Annotated in this window: 28 protein-coding genes; 12 read left to right on the forward strand and 16 right to left on the reverse strand. The window is 60.5% G+C overall.

Annotation, left to right across the window (positions count from 1 at the left end):
* Position 1 precedes the first annotated feature (1 nt).
* The 3 genes from AC07ZH_RS12745 to AC07ZH_RS12755 all read left to right on the forward strand — a co-directional run bounded on the left by AC07ZH_RS12745 (position 2) and on the right by AC07ZH_RS12755 (position 2,681).
* The gene (locus AC07ZH_RS12745; protein ID WP_495200068.1) at positions 2 to 784 is read left to right on the forward strand and encodes a hypothetical protein; all 783 of its coding nucleotides are present in this window, start codon (positions 2 to 4) and stop codon (positions 782 to 784) included.
* 315 nt (positions 785 to 1,099) lie between these two features.
* Positions 1,100 to 2,143, forward strand: a complete 1,044-nt coding sequence (locus AC07ZH_RS12750) for a hypothetical protein (protein ID WP_495200069.1) — start codon at positions 1,100 to 1,102, stop codon at positions 2,141 to 2,143.
* Positions 2,112 to 2,681, forward strand: a complete 570-nt coding sequence (locus AC07ZH_RS12755) for a hypothetical protein (RefSeq protein ID WP_495200070.1) — start codon at positions 2,112 to 2,114, stop codon at positions 2,679 to 2,681. The genes AC07ZH_RS12750 and AC07ZH_RS12755 overlap by 32 nt, the downstream gene beginning before the upstream one ends.
* 136 nt (positions 2,682 to 2,817) lie before the next feature.
* Here AC07ZH_RS12755 and AC07ZH_RS12760 read toward each other — a convergent pair whose 3' ends face one another.
* Genes AC07ZH_RS12760 through AC07ZH_RS12775 form a run of 4 tightly spaced genes read right to left on the reverse strand, consistent with a single transcriptional unit; the run spans position 2,818 to position 5,092 of the window.
* Complete coding sequence (locus AC07ZH_RS12760) at positions 2,818 to 3,177, reverse strand: hypothetical protein (RefSeq protein WP_495200071.1); 360 nt, start codon at positions 3,175 to 3,177, stop codon at positions 2,818 to 2,820.
* A gap of 12 nt (positions 3,178 to 3,189) precedes the next feature.
* The gene (locus AC07ZH_RS12765; protein ID WP_495200072.1) at positions 3,190 to 3,795 is read right to left on the reverse strand and encodes a hypothetical protein; all 606 of its coding nucleotides are present in this window, start codon (positions 3,793 to 3,795) and stop codon (positions 3,190 to 3,192) included.
* 17 nt (positions 3,796 to 3,812) lie between these two features.
* The gene (locus AC07ZH_RS12770) at positions 3,813 to 4,673 is read right to left on the reverse strand and encodes a hypothetical protein (RefSeq protein WP_495200073.1); all 861 of its coding nucleotides are present in this window, start codon (positions 4,671 to 4,673) and stop codon (positions 3,813 to 3,815) included.
* A gap of 11 nt (positions 4,674 to 4,684) precedes the next feature.
* Entirely contained in the window at positions 4,685 to 5,092 is a 408-nt protein-coding gene (locus AC07ZH_RS12775; protein ID WP_495200074.1) for a hypothetical protein, read from the reverse strand.
* A 124-nt stretch (positions 5,093 to 5,216) separates the two neighbouring features.
* Between AC07ZH_RS12775 and AC07ZH_RS12780 the strand changes: the two genes are divergently transcribed.
* The 6 genes from AC07ZH_RS12780 to AC07ZH_RS12805 all read left to right on the forward strand — a co-directional run bounded on the left by AC07ZH_RS12780 (position 5,217) and on the right by AC07ZH_RS12805 (position 11,645).
* Positions 5,217 to 8,072, forward strand: coding sequence for a DotA/TraY family protein (locus AC07ZH_RS12780; protein WP_495200075.1), 2,856 nt, complete (start codon positions 5,217 to 5,219; stop codon positions 8,070 to 8,072).
* Between the two features lie 62 nt (positions 8,073 to 8,134).
* A complete protein-coding gene (locus AC07ZH_RS12785; protein ID WP_495200076.1) occupies positions 8,135 to 8,689 on the forward strand; it encodes a hypothetical protein in 555 nt (184 codons plus the stop codon).
* A gap of 121 nt (positions 8,690 to 8,810) precedes the next feature.
* On the forward strand, positions 8,811 to 9,155 hold the full coding sequence (locus AC07ZH_RS12790; protein ID WP_495200077.1) for a DUF7673 family protein: 345 nt from the start codon (positions 8,811 to 8,813) through the stop codon (positions 9,153 to 9,155).
* 12 nt (positions 9,156 to 9,167) lie between these two features.
* Entirely contained in the window at positions 9,168 to 10,433 is a 1,266-nt protein-coding gene (locus AC07ZH_RS12795) for a hypothetical protein (protein WP_495200078.1), read from the forward strand.
* A gap of 4 nt (positions 10,434 to 10,437) precedes the next feature.
* On the forward strand, positions 10,438 to 11,052 hold the full coding sequence (locus tag AC07ZH_RS12800) for a YkgJ family cysteine cluster protein (RefSeq protein ID WP_495200079.1): 615 nt from the start codon (positions 10,438 to 10,440) through the stop codon (positions 11,050 to 11,052).
* A gap of 2 nt (positions 11,053 to 11,054) precedes the next feature.
* On the forward strand, positions 11,055 to 11,645 hold the full coding sequence (locus AC07ZH_RS12805) for a hypothetical protein (protein ID WP_495200080.1): 591 nt from the start codon (positions 11,055 to 11,057) through the stop codon (positions 11,643 to 11,645).
* Between the two features lie 32 nt (positions 11,646 to 11,677).
* Here AC07ZH_RS12805 and AC07ZH_RS12810 read toward each other — a convergent pair whose 3' ends face one another.
* The gene (locus tag AC07ZH_RS12810) at positions 11,678 to 13,042 is read right to left on the reverse strand and encodes an IS1380 family transposase (RefSeq protein ID WP_144817099.1); all 1,365 of its coding nucleotides are present in this window, start codon (positions 13,040 to 13,042) and stop codon (positions 11,678 to 11,680) included.
* 195 nt (positions 13,043 to 13,237) lie between these two features.
* Between AC07ZH_RS12810 and AC07ZH_RS12815 the strand changes: the two genes are divergently transcribed.
* From AC07ZH_RS12815 to AC07ZH_RS12825, 3 genes are read left to right on the forward strand one after another with little or no spacing between them, the layout of a single operon-like run.
* Positions 13,238 to 14,158, forward strand: coding sequence for a DUF6685 family protein (locus AC07ZH_RS12815; RefSeq protein ID WP_495200081.1), 921 nt, complete (start codon positions 13,238 to 13,240; stop codon positions 14,156 to 14,158).
* A gap of 21 nt (positions 14,159 to 14,179) precedes the next feature.
* Positions 14,180 to 14,482, forward strand: coding sequence for a type II toxin-antitoxin system MqsR family toxin (locus tag AC07ZH_RS12820; protein ID WP_495200082.1), 303 nt, complete (start codon positions 14,180 to 14,182; stop codon positions 14,480 to 14,482).
* A 2-nt stretch (positions 14,483 to 14,484) separates the two neighbouring features.
* Positions 14,485 to 14,886 carry a type II toxin-antitoxin system MqsA family antitoxin gene (locus tag AC07ZH_RS12825; protein WP_495200083.1) on the forward strand — a complete coding sequence of 134 codons (402 nt, stop codon included), beginning with the start codon at positions 14,485 to 14,487 and terminating at the stop codon, positions 14,884 to 14,886.
* Between the two features lie 15 nt (positions 14,887 to 14,901).
* On the opposite strand, the gene AC07ZH_RS12830 is transcribed toward AC07ZH_RS12825, so the two are convergent.
* The 11 genes from AC07ZH_RS12830 to AC07ZH_RS12880 form a co-directional block, all read right to left on the reverse strand.
* Positions 14,902 to 15,132: a hypothetical protein gene (locus tag AC07ZH_RS12830; protein ID WP_495200084.1), complete on the reverse strand. Its 231-nt coding sequence runs from the start codon at positions 15,130 to 15,132 to the stop codon at positions 14,902 to 14,904.
* Positions 15,125 to 15,382 carry a WGR domain-containing protein gene (locus tag AC07ZH_RS12835; protein ID WP_495200085.1) on the reverse strand — a complete coding sequence of 86 codons (258 nt, stop codon included), beginning with the start codon at positions 15,380 to 15,382 and terminating at the stop codon, positions 15,125 to 15,127. Before AC07ZH_RS12835 ends, AC07ZH_RS12830 begins: the two co-directional genes overlap by 8 nt.
* A complete protein-coding gene (locus AC07ZH_RS12840; RefSeq protein ID WP_495200086.1) occupies positions 15,303 to 15,710 on the reverse strand; it encodes a DUF6283 family protein in 408 nt (135 codons plus the stop codon). Before AC07ZH_RS12840 ends, AC07ZH_RS12835 begins: the two co-directional genes overlap by 80 nt.
* Positions 15,701 to 15,913 (reverse strand): DUF3717 domain-containing protein, encoded by a 213-nt coding sequence (locus tag AC07ZH_RS12845; protein WP_495200087.1) that lies wholly within the window; start codon positions 15,911 to 15,913, stop codon positions 15,701 to 15,703. Before AC07ZH_RS12845 ends, AC07ZH_RS12840 begins: the two co-directional genes overlap by 10 nt.
* A gap of 13 nt (positions 15,914 to 15,926) precedes the next feature.
* Positions 15,927 to 16,352, reverse strand: a complete 426-nt coding sequence (locus AC07ZH_RS12850) for a glycine zipper 2TM domain-containing protein (protein WP_495200088.1) — start codon at positions 16,350 to 16,352, stop codon at positions 15,927 to 15,929.
* 1 nt (position 16,353) lies between these two features.
* Complete coding sequence (locus AC07ZH_RS12855) at positions 16,354 to 16,908, reverse strand: hypothetical protein (RefSeq protein WP_495200089.1); 555 nt, start codon at positions 16,906 to 16,908, stop codon at positions 16,354 to 16,356.
* Positions 16,905 to 17,405: a hypothetical protein gene (locus AC07ZH_RS12860; protein WP_495200090.1), complete on the reverse strand. Its 501-nt coding sequence runs from the start codon at positions 17,403 to 17,405 to the stop codon at positions 16,905 to 16,907. Before AC07ZH_RS12860 ends, AC07ZH_RS12855 begins: the two co-directional genes overlap by 4 nt.
* Positions 17,406 to 17,442: 37 nt before the next feature.
* On the reverse strand, positions 17,443 to 17,607 hold the full coding sequence (locus AC07ZH_RS12865; RefSeq protein ID WP_495200091.1) for a hypothetical protein: 165 nt from the start codon (positions 17,605 to 17,607) through the stop codon (positions 17,443 to 17,445).
* Positions 17,608 to 17,692: 85 nt separating this feature from the next.
* A complete protein-coding gene (locus AC07ZH_RS12870) occupies positions 17,693 to 18,004 on the reverse strand; it encodes a hypothetical protein (protein WP_495200092.1) in 312 nt (103 codons plus the stop codon).
* Positions 18,005 to 18,085: 81 nt separating this feature from the next.
* Positions 18,086 to 18,619: a thermonuclease family protein gene (locus AC07ZH_RS12875; protein ID WP_495200093.1), complete on the reverse strand. Its 534-nt coding sequence runs from the start codon at positions 18,617 to 18,619 to the stop codon at positions 18,086 to 18,088.
* A 22-nt stretch (positions 18,620 to 18,641) separates the two neighbouring features.
* Positions 18,642 to 18,855, reverse strand: a 214-nt coding sequence (locus AC07ZH_RS12880; RefSeq protein ID WP_495200094.1) for a hypothetical protein, incomplete at its 5' end; no start/stop codon positions are given.

Raw genomic sequence — 18,855 nt, forward strand, 5'->3', positions numbered from 1 at the left:
AATGGCTAAATACACCCTGCCCGATTTCGCTCCCGAGCTTCGCGTTGTTGCTCGCGGTACAGCGAGCAACCGCCTCGTGATCGTGTTCGATACGGCCACCGATATTGATCTCAAGCGCTCGCCGCGCATCGTGATGATCGACACCGAGGGCGTGACCAGCATCACCACGAGCGTCGATGAGATCACGGCGGATGACCGTGTGATCCACCAGCTCGTGAGCGGCAAGATCAACCTGCTGACGCAAAAGGACGGTGCCGAGTCCGTCAAGTACCTGCTGGCCGAGTTCCAATTGCAGATCGAAGGTGGCAAGAGCGGCAAAGATGGCAAGCTCAGCTACCCGCCCCAGGGCGAGATCGAGCAGATCATCCGCCAAGGCGTGGCGGACGCCTTTACCGATGCCAGCCTGGAGATGACCAGCGAGCCTGTGGCCGTTGGGGAATATCGCGGCCAAGACTCCTTCGAGCGTCAGCACTGGACGCCACGGCCAGCTCCTGCATACGCCAGTGCTGGGCCTGCCCTCTCGATGCGTGCCAGCGCGGCAGTGAAGCCGCGTCTGAGCAAGAAGATGATCGCCTTCATCGGCCTCCTGGCCGTGCTGCTCCTGGCTGCGGCCCTCAAGATCATGGCGGCGCCTGCCGATCCCGTTCAGGCGGCAGTCAACAAGGCGCTTGCAAACGATCCGCGCGCCCGCGACGAGCAGATCGAGATCACGCGCCAGACGTTGCGCGAAATGGGCCTCGATCCTGGCAAAAACGGCGACCTGGGGTGCCTTGCCGCCCCGTGAGCGGTTGGTAGAGCATGAGTAGTAGAGAGCCTGTCCTGTGCGGCGATTTCAGCCTTGTTCCGGTGCCTCAGCGTCAGGCATGGAGGGACGCTGCTGCGCGCCATCTGACGAGCGTTGCACGGGACAGGGAGGACAAACTTATACCGAAGTGGAAGGAAGACGAGCAGCTTGGCCCAGCTCGCCTCTACATAAAGTTGCTGATGGAGTTGGGGGTGAATGATTTGTCTGCCATAGTCTCAGCTTACACATTAATTACAGAGCAACGTACAACATATGCGCGAACTCAGTAACATCGAGAACGACCCCAATGCACTGATGGCGCTCAGTGCAGAAATTGTGGATTTCGCTACCCACGCGCGCTATCTCCTGATCCCATCGACGGAGCATTTGACTGATGCGGTCATCCTGCTGCGGCGGCTTGTGCTCATCTCTCACAAAGTCCTGCCGATCAAGAGCTACTTCAACCTGCTGCGCGACCTGCAAAGGATCGCGATGACCTCGGCTGTGCTGGCCTCTGAAAAGACCCAGCACATGCCCGATGCAACACCCGAACAGGCAGAGAAAAAGCGTGCTGCCTACGAGCAGTACGACGCCCAGTTTCGCGCCTCGCTTGCTGCCCATCCGGCAGGCCAGATCGAGGGCGAGAAGATCGCGGCCATGGTGCGGCACCAGCTTTGCACCGAGGACGTGTTCTGCGCGGCCTGCGCCTTCCTGCAACTGGAAGTCTCCCGGCGCGGTTCGATCTACTACATCCGGGGCGAATCACCCGAGTTCTTGGAGACGAAGAAGAACCGCGACCCGATCCCCATGGATAACGAGGTCACGTTGAAGACGCTGGCCAGCAATCTTGCTCGCCCGGACGCCGTGCTCGGTGCCGTCGAGAAGACGCAGATCGCCTATGGGTTCAACCTGCTTGCGAAGCTGTACCAGCTCTTTGTCAAGATGCCCCTGGTCATCCAGTGGATCAAGGAGGGCGAGCATCTGGCGAAGCCGCGCCGCATGGTGGACGTGCGAGCGCACTTCAACCTGACGCTGCGCGACTACGACACCATCATGGTCATGGCTCGCCAGATGGGCCTTTCCGTCATCAAGTCCCGCAAGTCTGGCAGCTCGAACAAGTACACGCTGAACCAGAAGGTCGAGGAGCGCGTGCTGGCCGAGGCCGAGCGCCGGGGGTACACGCCGAACCGCGTGCTGAACGTCCTGCTGTCGGATTTCTTCATGCTCATCGACGCGCGGCACCGTGCCGAGGCGATCAAGAAGGCGAAGCAGGACACCAAAGCAGAGAAACCGGCCAGCAAGGCCAGCACCAAGAAGGGAGCGCGTCATGGCGAAGCAGGAAGAAAACGACGCACCTGAGATTTCCGAAGAAGACAAGAAGCGCATCCAGAAGGCCACCACGCTTCTGGCGGCTTACACGAACTTCATGCGCTGGGCGGGCAACTTCCGGCGCGATGAGATCAAGCGGCACCCGCGTCACGGGTCTGTGGTGATGCTCAGTCCCTTGCAGTCCAGCAGGTTCGCGTTCTCGACGGAAGGGAGCACCCTTCTGCTGGGCGCGCAGCGCTTCGAGATGGCGTGGTTGACCGTCATGCCTTTCGAGTCGGCCTACGTCTCCGACAGGCTCTATCTGTCCACCACGGGCGCGCAGTGCATGGATGTGACGCTGCCGCCCCTCACGGTAGGCTTCTTCTGTGACCAAAAGGCCAAGCGTGAGCAGATGGCCAAGTGCAGCTACGTGGTGCCGGTGGAGATCACCGTCTCCGAGGGCGCTGTGACCGATGTGGGAAGGCCCCAGGGCCTGGGCATCCCCATCAAGCAGGGCGACGTGGTGGCAGCGCTCAACGAGGCCGCGAGGGAGGCAATGAACCGCCGCGATCTGGCGCGTTTCTTCTGAGCTATGATGTAAGCACTATTTTTTTCTTCTTCTTCTGGACGCCGCCCCTTCGGGGGCGGCGTCCTTCTTTGGGCTTGCGCACGCAACGCCCAGGTAATAAAAAACCGCCAAATAGGCGGTTTCAGTGTCGGGAGGGCTAGATGGACGGCCCATCGTTCCAGGGGTCGTCCGCGCCCAGGCCCACCTCGTCCATGCGGCGGCGCGTCTCGGCACCGTTCTGGAGCCATTCCACGTCGAGGTTTTGGCCCTTCTCCGCCGACTCGATGATGCGCTCGCGCTCGGCCATGGCGATGAAGACCTCATCGAGCGCATCCCGGTTGGGGGCCTTGTAGTCCGCCATGAGTGTGTCCACCACCGAAGGAGGGAGTTTGCTCAGCGCAACCCGAGTCTGTTGGCCATGGTTGGTCAACGCGGACTGCTTGGCGATCAGCACCTCACGCTCTTGCGATGGCAAGACGGAGGATGACATGCTCTGGAAGGATGCGGGAGTGGTCATAGCTGCCTCGCTTTACATCGACGGCGATGCGTCGTTATCGGGTTCGTCGTAATGGGCGTACACAGATTCAGCGTACCGCTTCAAGTAGGTCTGCTCGGCCTGCACCATCAGCGTGCCTACCTGGGCGCGGCTGGATTCCGGCACGGCCAGCTCTGCCTCGCTAAGCAGTTGCGAGCGCAGCGCCTGCTTGGCGTTGGTGCCCATCGGGAACTGGTCAATCCCCTCCATGGCACTCACATAGCTCTCTTGCAGCACCTCCATGGCACTCAACTGACTCGCTTGTGGCACCTCCGTGCCGCTACGCAGGGCAGGGCTCAGTTGCAGGGTAGAGAGCGCTGCGGCGTACACTGCGATCATGGAGGACAACTCGCGTTCGCGGCGCTCGTTCACCCGCGACGAAATCGTGGCATGGGTGGCTCGCTCCTTGATCCACTCGTGCTCTCGTTCGGCCAGGGAGTTGATGGTGGTACGGATCGTTCGCGCAGCACTGTGCGCGCCAAGAATCTCCCCAGCCATGCTGTCCAGCCGAGGGCTGTCATCTGGCGTGGATGCAAAATGGCGCAGAGTGGCGATGCCAATCGCGGCTTCGCTGGCTTTGCGAACTGACAAATTCGACATAAAGTGTGGGCTCGTGTTCACGATGGTGCCATATCGTCGGAAGATTCGCGCAGTTCAGCTCTGTTCTGCAAAATTTCCCTTGCACTACGGGCAACATCGTGCCGCACAAGTTGCATTGTCGGCGACGATGCAATTTCTATGAGCACGCTGTCGGGCGTGTAAGGGTTTTCCACGAAGACCTCAATCATTCCAAGGGTCTTCGAGGTCTTGTCGAACATCTCGCTAATTTGCTCCGAAGATCGGCACACTGGTACTAGGTAGGGCGCGTAATCGCTCTTATAACCTTTGATTAGATCATCAAAAATAGCTGCTTTTTTGTGTGCGACCGCAGCATTGGCTTCTTCGATCTTCATTCGGCCCCCGATACCCTCCGCAACATACATCTGCGTTCTCCAGTCCTTGCTGTCCGTGAGCGCTGCCAGTGTGTCCAGAGTCGCATCAGGCCTGCCTGCCAGAATCCGCATGCTTGCCGAGTGGTCTTTGCAGTGCTCAACCAATGCGGCCTGTACTTCTGGTGCGCATCGGCGCTGCCGCACAGCGGCCTCTGACACGACGGTGGCGTCCTTGCCGTCCCGGATCATCTCGGCTTGTTTCGTGGGCGGAACCCGGTTGATCTCGGCAAAGGTCAATCGGGTGGCTATAGCCTGTGATTCGTCCGTCATGTTGGCGACGTGTCGCTTGAAAGCGGCTTGCATCCTCTCGCCGACAGCCGCCGCTGCTTCGCTCAGCATTTGGGCGATGTTGCCTGGGGCCTGGGCCAAGTTCAGCACCGTGCGCACGGCCAAGCGGGCAGGGCGCTCTTGCTCTTGCGCCAATCGCTGACTCAGGAAGTCGGTTGCGGTCGTGAACCTGGCATCGGGCTGCTTGTCGGGCGTCATGGCGTCCTCCCTTATGCGTCCAAGAGGGTGGTTCGAGTACCCAAGAGAACGGTTTCGCGCATCTCCGGCAGGAAAACAACAATCTCACCACAGCCGTCCACGCGCAGCGTGAGGAGCTTGGTGGCGGTCGCCTGCATCTCTTTCATGATGGCCTCGCCAATGGCGCGCATGGCCGTCAGCTCAACTTTGACGGGCAGGGGAGGAATGTTCGGGTCTTTGCTGTCCAGATCGCGCGACAGCAGAACCTCCAGCGTAGAGCCTGGAAACAGGCCCTCCACGGCACAGTCGGCGTCGGCACGCGCTGCCGCGTGAGCCAGCGCCTGGAGGGCAGTGGATACCTCACTGTCTGTTGTTTTCTCAGTACACCGGGCCTGCACCCACTGAGCACCCTGGGAGTAATTCAATTCTCGTAATGACATATTTTTGAGGATTCCTTAGTTGGTGCGACTAGCAGACAGTTTATATTGTGCAGCTAAGATTGAAAAGACACGCGCATCCTGAGAGAATCAACAGGACTCGGCTACACACTTCGGGACGGACTACATGGCAACCATGCCCTTCACCCCCTGTTCCTCTGACCCCTGCACAGACGTAACGGTAAACATCTTGCAGACGGTCTTTGGGCCAGTGATTCGGAACCTCACGCTTGGCACCGACCCCTCGGGGGTCGATCCGGTCGTGAACGTCATTGCCACCATGATGGGCTATTTCAATAGCGGCGTGTTGACGGTGGCCACGCTGATCGTCAGCTTCGTGACGGTAGTGGGCGTCATCAACACCGCTAACGACGGGGAGGCCTTCGGACGGAACTGGTCGAGCCTCTGGACGCCGGTGCGGATCGTCTCGGGAGCTGCGGTGCTGCTGCCGACTGGCACGGGCTACTCCTTCATCCAGCTCGTGGTGATGATGTTCTCGCTGTGGGCCGTAGGGTTTGCCAACGGCACGTTCAAAATTGGCGTGGAGAACGGGATCATTGCCGGTTCATTGCAGAACGTCAGCCAGCAGATCGGGGTTGGTGCAGGCGCTACCGTGAACAAGGATTTCCCGCTTTACAACATGCGGGAAATGGCTTCGGGATACATGAATTCGGCGTATTGCGCCAGGACGTTGAATAGCGTGTATGGCGACGGAGTTGTTGCTGGCCTGAATCCGCCTAACGTCGCCCTAAGCGTCGGCGGGACGCCAGACCGTTCGGCGACAGAAGCCGGTGTCAAAACCGTTTACACCTATGAATTCAAAGATCGGAATGCAGTTGCACCCCTGGCCGGTGGTAATGCGGTTTGCGGCACGGTCAATCTCTACGAATATCAGCACATAACCCCAATTCCCACTCCGGGGACTGGTGGACTGCTTTCTGCGGTTTACGACGATGCTGCACGCGATGCGAACAATCAGGCCATTAGCGCTTTGCGCGATGCGATTCTCGCATCCAAGCTGACCGCAACCAAATCAATGATGCAATCCATTGATAGCTGGGTGAATACATGGCCTACAGACGTGAATAAGGATTGGAGCGCGGTTAGCGTCGGCCAATTCAATACCATTGTCGATAATGCCCAGGCCACGATGCTTTCTGATCTCAAGGCGCGGCTGAATTCGGACAATACGCTGAAAGCCTTGATGGAGAGATTCACCACCGACATTACAAAGGACGGCTGGGCAATGGCTGGCGGCTATTACCAGCGGTTGAGTGGCATCCGGGAAGAACTGCGGAAAATCTATGCGGAATCCCCTGGCGAGGTCACTCAGCCAGCGCTCGGCTGGTTGCCGGACGATGCCAAGGGGAACCTTGTCAGGCAAAGTACAACGATGCCGTCCGTCATCGCGCGCAAGGCGATTGATACGTCCGGTCATACCCCCACGTCGATCACGGACACGTCGAACGTGGCGAGCATCATTCCCACTGACTTTGACGATGTTGACATTGACCAGATGGGCTCCCGTGGCAACAAGGTGATGAACTCGTTTATCGGGAATCTTCTCGAAAGTGTCACTAATACAGCCATTGGCGCCGATGGTAATGTGGATGCGATGGCCCGAATTAAGACCACTGGCGATATTCTTGCTGTTGCCAATTCACAGCTTCACACGATCAGCAATCTTCTGAAAAAGACTTCTGGTGCCGTCAGTGCAGGCGCAGGGGCGTTGTCTGGAGTGCCAATAATTGGAGGGGTGTCAAAAGTGGTGGACTCGGTTATCAAGCTCGTTGAGTCTCTGATTATTGAGCCCATCGCCTCAATGGTTCCCTGGCTTGATCTGCTTGCATTCTATTTCGGTGTCTTCCTGCCTAGTCTTCCGTACACGATTTTCATAATTGCAGTTGTTGGGTGGTTCCTGGCGGTATTGCAGACCGTGTTTGCAGCTCCGCTGTGGGCGGTCATGCACATGACGCCTGATCGCACATTCGTCGGTAGCCAGACCCAAGGCTACCTGATGTTCCTCTCGCTGTTCATGCGGCCAGTGCTTATCATCGCGGCGCTGTTCGCGGCGATGCTTTTGGCGAATCCGATTATTCTGTATGTCTCCAAGGCATTTTGGGCTATGCGCACCGCAAACGTGTCGAGCGCAGAATCCATCGGGTTTTACGTCCAATTCCTGACTTGGAAGAATTGGCTCATCATGTACGGCATGATTTTGCTGCCCGTGGTTTACATGATTTATGGCCTCACGAATACGCTCCCGGATGCGATCCTGACGTGGATTGGCGCTGGCATCAAACCGCTTGGTGAGACGCAAGCCCTTTCGGAAATGCGCGGTGGCATGGAGCGCCACGGTGCGGCGCAAGGAATAGCCGGAGACGGAAGGCGGAGAACCAATGCGGCATTGGCGGGTCGATCCCCCGCTATAGGTAGCGGAGGTGGACGAGCTGGCGGAGCGTCGGGCGACTCCGCAGCAGACAATAGGCTACTCTCCGACACGGGCCAAGCCGGTGTAAGCCAGACCCCAGATCATGTGCCTGGAAACACTGTCAAAAGTGGTGGGCCAGCAGCTCAGGCAGGTTCTCGGCGCTTTGGAGCTGCTGCGGCAGCGGGCGCAGCAGTTGGCGCCGGTGCTGCGGTCATGTCCAGCGGCGCTGTCGCAGGGCAGGGCCAGGACGAGGCGATTGAGACTCCATCTGCCACTCTCGCCAAGAAGAACGGCGACGACGACACTGGGTATGAACCGACAAACACCGATGATCGCCCGATGCACAATGAGGCCAATGTCCAGGCGCCCAGTTTGGACGACACGATGGCCCAATGGAAGGAAACACATGCCAAATGGCTGGAAGAAGTCGGTCCAGCGCGACGCGCTCAAGACCTCGGCATCGGAGCGGGATCGACGGACGAAGCCCTTTTGAACGCCGATATGGCGAATCCGTCAGGGAGCGCCGGGGAACCGGGTGCGGCTGCTGCCTGAGCTACCTATAGACAAGCGCGATAATTAGTGCATACTAATAAGCGTGTGGAAAGGAGTACGCCATGTCCCGATTTGAGAGCAGCTATCTCGCAGAGTCCGTTGGGTACGCCAGCGGGCTCAACAACGGCTATGCAAACGGCCTAGCTGTTGGGCAAGAAGAAGGTTATACCCACGGTTGGAACGAGGCCACAGAGCATGGCAATCGCGTGCTGGCAGAGCGTGACCAGCTCATCGACCGACTGTACGGCGCGAACGAGCGTCTTGGCGCGGAGAACGCGCAACTGAAACAGCACATCCAGTTGCAGCAAGAGCAAGCGCAGAGCTTGCGAGCCGAGTACGAGGCGATGTTCAAGGCGTTCCAAGGTGCCGTCGCCATCGCTCGGCCCGCAATGAAGGCCGTCGCAAAGCTGCCTCTGCATGAACGCGGCCAAGTTTTCTACCAGTATGGCGAGGAAGCGATCAAGTTGCAGTCTCGGGAGTACGTGACTGCCAATCGGTTCCCGCACAACCAGCCGCTGGTTCAGCAGTACCTGCCTATCGCCAATCAGGTCTTTAGCCAGACCTACGAGCAACTTCGTCGCCAAGAAGCCGAGTCCAAGGCCGAGCCTGCTACCTAAGAAATCCTCGCCTCCCTCCCATTGACCAGCGGCGCGTCCGCTGGTTTTTTTTGCCTGTTGTTTGGCTTGGAGTTGGTCTAATTAGTGTGTATCATTAAGCCATCGCAAGATGGAGATGAACATGACAGACCAGGATCAGACGGCATGGGAGTGGGCCGAACGTGCAACGCTTGCCCAGGCCAAGGCCGCTCATGCACTTGAACGGCTTTTGTGCCTTGCCGAAACGCGCGACAGCGGCCAGATCAGGCGTGTCGCGTACTTCATAGCATCCACATTCAACGGCCAAGCCTTCCCGCTCGATCCTTTCGACCTCCGCACCGTGGACGTGGAGATCAGCGACGACATGCTGGTCTGCCTCGATGCGCTGCGGTGGGGGAGAGCTGACCTCTACAAACTCGTGCCGGAAGGTGAGAGGCGCATCCTGGCTGTCTGCAAAACATGGGGCCTTGAATGGCCTGATAACTGAAAGTGGCTCTCTATGGCAATCATGGAATGGATGAGGCGCTGGGTGCGTCACCCGCTGGCAAAGCGCGTGAGCGTGACCCTGGCTATCGTTGGCTGCATCAGCCTCGTGCGGCTATGGCTCGGCCATGAGCAGTCCGTCTTTGTGGGCGTGCTCATGGGCGTGGTTTCGTACACCGTTGCCACCTTGATCTTGAGCGATCAGACAACGCGCAAGCTCTACCGCGAGCAGTTGAAGAACTGGCTGGCGATGAATCTGGCGGCAGCGACCCGAATGGCGTGTCTGCTGGTGGTCATGGTGTTCGCCTACAGCACTCGCAAGGCCCCCGGCGAACCGTTCGTACAGCAGGTGCTGCTGCTGGTGGAGACGCTGGGCTTGCTGGTCATCGTGGCGATTCCCGTGTTCAGCGCCGTGTTCTCCATGGGCAGCGAATATGCACTCAGCAGCTCGATCTCCCGGTCTGTGGCGAGCTTCACTGGCTATGCCCTCGCGCTGTGGCTGATTGGTGAGTGGGGCGACGACGCCTACCGTTACGCCATGGCCGATCCGAATGGGGCCATGGTGGTGATCGTCTCTGCCGTGATCTGCTGGGCCATCCTGCGCTTCGGCGCACCCCCGGCAACCACCCAGGTGATCGCCTTTGAGGGCACCTCCGCTGCCGGCGTCTCGATTCACCGCAAAGCGACGGCACGCGACACCCGGTACATCGCCGCGCATGAGGCTGGACATGCGCTGGTCTATGCCGCCCTGGGCGGTCTTCCTGCGGACGTGAGGCTGGTCGTCAACGAGCAGGCCGATGAGCGGGGCGCTCTCGGATTCGTGACGGGCATCAGCAATCCGCACCGCCTGGAAGAAAAGTCGTTCGCGGAGTGGTACATGCTTGTCCTCCTGGCCGGAAAGCTGGCCGAGGCGACCTTGCAAGGTAGCTCGACGCTGGGAAGTTCCAACGACCATATGCGATGGCTTGCCACCGCCCGAAACTACCTCGCCAGCCACTATCGCGGCATGTTCTATCTCGAACCGCAAAACAAGTTCGAGCAGGAGCAGAACGAGGCCAAGCTGGAGGCGTTGCAGGCCGAGCAGTTGACGTTGCTGCGCAACCTCTTTGACCTCAACGCAGTGGTCTTCAAGCAGCTTGCCGACACACTGCTGGAGAAGCGTGAGCTGGGCCGCGATGACCTGATCCCGATCCTCGGCCTTGTAGTGCTTCCCGAAGGTTTTCCGCTGCCCTTCGGGCCGTTCGCTCGTTTCGGTGATGAATGGCCGAGAGGGGAGGCATAAGGCCATGGCCTGTGCCAGCCATGCAGAGCGCGTAGCTCAGCGCTGGGAAGGCCTGGAGCAGCGCATCGGCAGCAAGATTGCCAGCCTGGGCCTGGATGGGCGAGCCGTAGAGCGACTGCTGACCCAGGCCATCCGATCCGGCACCAAGGCCAAAAAAATCATGTGGCTGCGCCGTGCCGCCGATGCCGTCGCCTCCCAGGCGCTGCCGCACGCGGCTTGCCGCCAGGGATGCGCCCATTGCTGCCACATCGCCGTGGTGGTGACAAAGGCCGAGGCCTTGCAAATCGCGGCAGAGACGGGCTGCTACGTGAACAGCGAGGCAGGAAAGCCGCCGCCGCTGCCCCCCGAAGACGCCAAGGACGGCAACGCCGCTCATTGGCAAGGGGTGCCGTGCTCATTCCTCAAGGAAGGGCGTTGCAGCATCTATCGCAACAGGCCTCTCGCATGTCGCCTCCAGCTCAACATGGATGACGATGACCTGCTGTGCCAGTTGGTCGAGGGGGAGGGCATCCGCGTCCCCTACCTGAATCTGACGGCGCACCATGTCGCCGCCGTTGTCGCGCTCGGGATGGGCCAGCCCATCGCCGATATTCGTGAATGGTTTCCTCGGGGAGCATGAAAATGAAAGAAGCCTGGAATGGAATCGCTCCATTTACCCCACCAAACCCGATCCAGACCATGGATCATCTCGCGGCAGTTCTTGGTGACACACTGGAGTTGCTTGCCGAGGTGTCGGATTATTTGAGCAGGCTTCCGCATGTTCCCGCGACCAAGGAACTCATCAACAAGATTGAGGCGCACCAGAATGATCCTGGCGCGCTGACGGCCATGCGGATCGCAAAGCAGATCGAAGCCGAAGCCCAATCCAGAGTTGTGGGCCTATATACGCCTGCTGGACTGCCTTTGATGGAGGTGGAGGTTCAGGCGGACACGGTGCGGCTGAAAATAGGGCCGGAGCCAGTCAGGCGCGGCGCTCTTAGAAGACTTGAGGAAGGGCAGGAACCTGAATCCGTGAGCCCAGGCGCACGCATGCTCGGGTTGGTCTGTTTTGTTGCGTCGTGCCCGTTCAATTTGACAGCCTGGGAGATGACATCACCCAACTCGATGGCACTGGATCGTCGGAATCGCGAGTTGGTGGGCGACTTGTTCGGGTTGGCGTGCAATTGCCCCACGCCGCAACCTCGCGGGCAGGCGATTTTTATGGATCCGTGAGTTTCGTGAGGCCGGTGATCGGCCAGCTGCGCTTAGCCGCAGGCAGCGAAGAGTTCTCCGTGCAGCCGCTGGAAGGCCTTGGCCGAGCGATCATTGGCGCCCAGTCCGAGGATGACGCGCCGGCCATGCTCGATGAGGCGCCCGGCGCGGTAGATGAGTTCCTGCATCACGGTCTTGATGCGCCGGCGCTTGGCCGCATGGCGTACCGGCGCATCGGGCCCCAGCAGTCCGGCCTGTCCCATCAGGCGAAGGATGTTCATGGCCAGCGCCGCGAGCTCGCACACCAGGTAATTGGTATCGAACTTGCCCGAGGGCAGCCGCTCCAGATCGAGGTCGGTCTTGAACTCGGAGTGGAACTGCTCGTGCGTGCCGTGGTCGGCGTACAGCGCGACGATGGCTTTAGCATCGAACTGTTTGGCGCTCAGGCTCGTGCTCCAGCCGTCCAGCGTGAGCTTGGGCTCGATCAGCAACTGGCCCTTCGCGTCGATGGTGCGTTCAGTCAGGCGCAGCACGCGGCGCAGTGGCCGCTCGATGCCTTCGATGTGCAGCGCCTCTTCCCACAGCGTCACGCGCTTGCCCGCGCGGGGATGCTCCCAGATCGTGGCGGTGTCACCATCAAGGCGCTCGGCCAGCGCCGCCACGTTGGTCGTGCGCGGGTTCCACTTGATCAGCCAGTCCAGTTGCGGCACGCCTGCAGCGTTATACGACTCCATCTCGCACACCAGCTCCGTGGAGTCGAAGCCAGAGTCCAGGCGTGCCAGGATCGGCGCCTTCGGACCCGCCGCGCTCAGGCGCTGCGCCATCGGGATCACCCGCTCGAAGTTGAATTGCGTCTCCCGTGCCGAATGCTGCACGCCAGGGCGCAGCGCCAACTCCAGGCAGAACCCGTTCGAGCCCAGGTACGCGGCCAGCGGGCAGTAGCCATCGACGCCGGTGTAGGTGCGTCCTACGCCGTCCTTGGCGGTGCCGCCGTTGTCCATGGCGAACGTGTCGACATCCAGCGGCAGCCAGCCACAAGGCAAGACGCCATAGTCGACCCGCGTGCTGTCCAGCAGCTTCTCGATCAGCGTCGCCAGGAAGTCAAACAGCTCGTCCGCGCGCGTGTCCATGCGCTGGCGCAGCGTCGGGCTGGAGGGCAACAGCTGGATGCCCAGCGCCTGCTTGAAGAAGGCATCGCCGCGGAAGTTCTCAATCGCATCGAAGTCGCTCTTGCCCTGCACCAGCAGGCCCAGGTAGCTGCGCAGGATGTCGCTGTTGGCAACGCCATTTCTCACGGGCAAGGCGGCATCGAGTTGCTTGAACACTGGCGCGAGTCGATTCAGGTGATGTCCGACCAGCGCCAGACCGGCTACCGGGGTGAGGTCGTAGTCGAGCTGCTTGACGATGAAGGGGCGCATTGGAAGAACTCATGTACTGCGTTTGCAACAGGCCAATCAACGCCCCACACCTGTCTCGCGTTTACCAAACTACCTCAAATCGAACGCACCCGCAGGGTGAGCCCCTTTCACTCTTGGGCTCACGGATTCAGGAGGAATTCAAATTGGAGTTGCACGATAAAAAAGAGCATTACTCCCTACTTGGGCGGTGAAGATATGCAGGCACTGCTCAAGCGCGTTATTGAAAGTATCCGCGAGGACTGCGGCCAGCCGGTCAGTCTCTGCCGCGCGCTGGCCGCGCATCCGCAGATGCGGGTCGCACTGGAGGTTGCTGCGCCCTGCATTCACGCCGCCAGCGTGCCTCGCTGGCACGAGCTGGGGGCGTACCCCCCATTGGGCGGGCCGCGCCGCCAGCGCGGCTTTCTGCTGGGCTGGCACGCCACGGATGGGGGGTGGCAGAGCTTCCACCTCGTCCGCACCGAATACGCGCAGATCGCCCACTGCGAGATCGAGCAGGGTTGGTGCTGCGATGTGGCCGACATAGACGGCTTCTCGGCCTCGAAAGCAGACCTGTGGGCCTTCTCCAGCACTGACGCCATGGCCGAAGCCCGGTGCCAGTGGCTGATCTCCGAGATCACGCCGGAGCGGCTGGCCAAGAGCCTTGCACACAGCGAAATTCGCATCATCCATTCCCCTGGAACCAGCGACCACTTCACCAGATACCTGTGGGATGGGCGCCTCTGGCTCATGAACGATGGTGGCTCGCACCACACCGCAGCCGCCAAGTACCTCTCGGCCCGCCTGGGCCAGCGCGTGCCGCTGGAGGGCACTCGCTACACCTACTCGCTCAACGCGCTCGCCGTCGCCTCCTTGCGCCGCGACTTCGAGATGTTCGTCATCAGCGACGAAGATGCCGGGAGCGCACAGGCCTTTTTCGAGGCCATGCGCGCCTTCCGGGCGACGTGGCTATGGCACCCGCTGCCGCGTCCCTACGAGGGCGCCAGGGTGGTTTTGCTGCCCAGGAGCGAGGCCCGCTCGATGCGGGTAGCCGCCGAGCTGCGCAGCGCAGGCTTTGCCGACCTGGGCGCGCACCTCGCGGCCCTGTGCGTTCGGCAATTAACCTATTTGACAAATTAACGTATTAGGTTAAAATAGGGCATGGAAAAAGGCACCCCTCATTGCAAGCTGCCAGTCGTCAAAGCCTTGGTGGAAGCGGGGAAGGTCAAGGCTACAGCCACGGCCTACAACGGGGCGCTTGAGCTGGGCATCAATGACTTGGACGGGATGTGCGCCGTTGTCTTGGCGCTCACACCCGCCGATTTCTACAAGAGCATGACGACGCATGCCGATCACCGTGTCTGGCAGGACGTGTACCGCACCAAGACGGCAAGCGGCGACGAGGTGTACCTGAAACTAACCGTCATTGATGACGTGTTGATCGTTTCCTTCAAGGAGCTGTGACCATGAAATGCCCATGCTGCGGCGCGGCGGAATTGATCCACGACACGCGCGATATGCCCTACACCTACAAGGGAGAAACCACCACCATTCCAGCGGTAACAGGTGATTTTTGCCCTGCCTGCGGTGAAGTCGTCTTGAGCCGTGAGGACGGCGACCGCTACGGCGAGTTGGTCGGTTTGTTCCAACGTCAGGTAAATGCCGCCTACGTCGATCCCGCCTACATCGCCAAGGTGCGCCGAAAGCTCGACCTCGATCAGCGGCAAGCCGCTGAACTGTTCGGCGGTGGCGTCAATGCGTTCTCACGCTACGAGAATGGCAAGACCAAGCCACCGCTGGCATTGGTCAAGCTGTTCAGGTTGTTGGATCGGCACCCGGACTTGCTCAATGAGGTCAAGACCGCCTGATCCCCTGGCCGTCTTTCAAGAGCGAGGGGCGGCGGGATTGGGCATGTCCAGGCCCATACTGGTGTCGCGGCGCTTTGCGGTGCCGTTCTTCACGCAGCGCGGGCAGTAGTCCAAGTCGCCGGGGAAGTGCTGCCAGCCGCGCTTTTCGAGGTATTCGCGCACCTCTGATTTCGGGACGCTTGGCATCGGGTAGTTCTCGGCTTCCCCGCAGCCGTTGCACGTCCATTGGAACCACGTTTCAATCATGAAGGATGCCTTCATTGCGGGGGGAGTATCCGCGTGCCAGTCGGCGTGCGCGAACTTTCTCCAGCGCCAATGCGCAGGCATCAAAAGAGGCGTGTTGTTCATACTGAATCCGCCCCAGCCTGCTTCCCATCCGGCCCCAAACTCGCTGTAATTCCCACTCGCCAAATAGGTTACACATGATCCTGGCCTCGTAGTACCGGCCATTGAGGGGGTTTTCCCAACGCTCGTCCTTTAGCCTGAGATTGACCATGGCTGATTTTCCCCTGTTCGAGCTTGAGGTTCAAATCACTCGGCTCGATCACGAGCTGCTTGCTGGCTTCAATATCGGCCTTGGTAATAACCTCATGCACCAGCCCAAGGCGTGCTATCACGGGGAGACGGCCCAGCTTCGCCATCACCGCTACGGCACCAGCACAGGTCATGCGCTGGGTGTCCAGCGTCTTGTGGCACACGAACGTGCTCATATCGTTTCGCAGCAGGCCTGCGATGATGCCCTCCAGGCGCCCAGGGCGCAGCTCGATGGCGTCATCGTCACATCGGAACGGGCAATTCGAGCAAGGGCGTTTCGTTATTGGCATGGGTTGTTCCAGCGCTCGATGGCTTCAAGGGATTTCGCGCTGACTTCTGCTGCCGGGATCGTCTCGGCGCTCCCGCATACCATGGCAGCCCACACGTCAGCGATGGCGTTGGCATCGCTGTGCATCCGGTACTCGGGCGGGCAGGGCGGGTGCCTCTCCATGCAGCGTTTGAGCGCTTGATCGACCGTCTCGAATGTCACCATGCGGGCCTCCCGATCAGCGCAGTACCAGCTTGCCGTCCTCGGTCAGCGAATAGCGGATCGCCATGCCAGGACGCCAGGGGCCGTCAATCGCGGCCTCGAACATCTGGCCCGTCTCGTTGTCCCGGAACGAAACGATGGAATAGGGCACCATCTTCTCCGTGCCTGCGGCGGCAGCACCTACCGCCGCGCCGCCCAGCACGCCCAGGGCCGTGGCGACCTTGCGCCCACTGCCCTTGCCGATCTGGTTGCCGACCACGCCACCCACGGCGGCACCGGCTGCGGCACCGCCCGCGCTGGGCTGGAATACCTTGCGCAGCGACTGCTGCGTCTCGGTGACAGTCCCAGTGCGCACCGGGAGGTTCTGGTAGGGCGAGGCACAGCCCGCCAGGAACGCGGCCAGTAGCAGTGTGGATGCACATGCACGGATTTTGGTCAGCATATCAACTCCCTTCATGGATTGCTTTTTGGTTGGCAGAAGCAGGCGCGGTCGTTTCCTCGCCCGCCGTCCACCACGAAATGCTCTCGAACGGGGCAGCGCGGAGCACCAGATGCACGCCGCCCATCAGTCCAGTCGTGTAGCCACGGCAGATGCCCAGGCCAAACACCTCTGGCCGCTCGGTGGACACCGCTTCATTCACCCCCATCCCTTCGGGCACACTCTTGCGATACCCGAAGGAGGGCGCGGCCAGGAAGGGGCAGACTTGCAATGCGTAGATCGCGCAGTCGCGGTGCATGGGAGCATCTGTGAAATAGCGGCTTGCCATCGACTTGGGGCCACCCACGAACGCCATGCGGGCACCCAGCGGTTCGCCGCACAGCGCACAGCAGCGCAGCTCGATGACCCGCGCCATCTTGGCGGGGTCGGTAGCTCGGAAGTCCAGTACCCCTTTGCTGTTGAGCACGTTGACAGGGATGGGGTAGCCGCGTGGATCGCGCGGCAGGCGTGAGATGCGCGTGGGCATCAGCACCGCATCCAGATCGCGCCAGGGCTTCACGAGGCGGCTCCTGCTGTCTCGGTTGCCTCGAACGCGAGCGCAGCGCGGGCGCGCAGAACGGTATCGGCCACCTCGGTGCTCGACAGGTTGCGCAAGCACTCCGGCACACTGTCATCGCCTGCACGCTCGCGTGCTTCCGTCACATCCGCCAAGTGCGACAGCGCCTGCCGGATTTCTGCGGGCTTGGGGCCAGCCATGCCATAGAACGCACCGCAGACGCTTTTCACGCGGTCGGCTTCGGCGTTCCACTCCGCAACGCGACTCGGCCCCCAGTTCAGGGGGAGCGGATCGCGTTGCGCAAAATGCGCGTCAGGGCGCACATAGAGCAGGAAGGCATCCGTGTAGCCCGATTGGTTGAGCACCGTGTAGGCCTGAAACGGATAGCGGCCACGGCAGTCAGTCGCAACCACCGGCACGTCGCCCAAGCCTTGGTCAATGTACGCCTGGAGCTGCTTGTGCAGCTCGGCAATCGTGATGGTCGGAAGCTCGATAGCCATGGAGTTCTCCTGTTTGTCCATGGCTTAATAATACACACTAATTAGAGGTTTGCAAGCCCTTTTGCCGTCCATCGTGTCGCTTCTTGGAGAACTTCGCCGTGTCGCCGCTCTCTTTCAGTCGCCGCGCGGCCTCGCGCACGCCCAGCGACAAGTTGCCGCCACCAATCTTCTCCAAGACCTCCAGGCCTGGGGGGTCGATCATGACGTTCCGGCGTTCGACCACCGTAACGCCATCGGTTGTTGGTTTCCCAGCGCCTGGGGCGCGTTGCCTGATTTTTTCTACCATTTCAAACCCAGGTTTTGACGTGGGCGGTGCGGCGCTCGCGCCAGAGCGCGGCAATCGCGTCCATCCGAGAGACGCCTTTGGCGACGATGCGGCAATCCCCGTCCGTGTCAGGATCATAGGGAGCATTCACATCCGCCTTCCACGTCCCGTCAGGCGCCTTGTCGAAGCTACCGATGCACTCGAAACCGCCAGGAGTCGTTGCGCTGTACGCACAGCGCCGCTCCAAGAATCCCGGAGCATTGCTGGCCTCGTAGTTGCAGTTCAGGTCGATGAAGAATTCACCATCATCGAGAATCACTTGGTCTTTTTCCATGCGAGGGACGCTCCTTTTGCTCGCTTAATGATACACACTAATTGAGCGGTTTCAAGGCATACATTGAGCATGATTTCAACCTCACTCACCCGCACCCTCGCAGGCCTGGTTCTTCCAGCAATCCCGGCGCCACTGCCAAGGCGGCACCGGCTTTGGGCCATGAGCCGACCAGAGGCCAACGCCTGCGGCTTGCGCCTGGGCTTCGGTTGCAACAGACTGGGCGTTGCGCACGTAGGCGCGGTTGACCCGGTTCACCCAGGCCATGCCGCGCCGCAACTGCTCAGCGTTCACGTCCTGGCCGTTGACGAACACCGTGCAGACAGGCCGCTCCCAGCGGTCGCGTTCGTAGCAATTCGCCGTGGCCTGCTGGCCCCTGGCCAGCGCTGCAAGGGACTGCTTGGACGCTTGGCTATACGGTTGTCCTGGCCTGCCGCGTCCATGCGAGGTTTCGGGGGCATCAATGTCGCTCAGCCGCACGGACACTTTGGAGAAATCGCTTTGCAGGATCGTCAAGGTGTCCCCGTCTTCAACATGGATCACCTTGCCTGTCATGGGCCAGGGCTGCGCGGCAAGCGCGAGCTGGGAGCACAGGAGCAGGGCAGCAATCCATCCCACGGCTCTGACTCCATGGTAGAAGTCAAGAGACAAAGCGAAGCTCCCATGTTGGGTGGAACGGCATCGTGTGCTTCACACCATCAAGCTGGATCATCAGGTATGCCCCGCTGGCTGATCGAATCGTGCCAAGTTCCTTCTTACCGTCCCCGGTGTACTCAATCCTGCCGCCGCGCTTGGCTGGGACTCTGTAGTTCTTGCGCACCCACTCCATACTCATTCCGACAGTCCCCTCATCT

The sequence above is a fragment of the Simplicispira sp. GW247-4R2A genome (assembly GCF_059424465.1).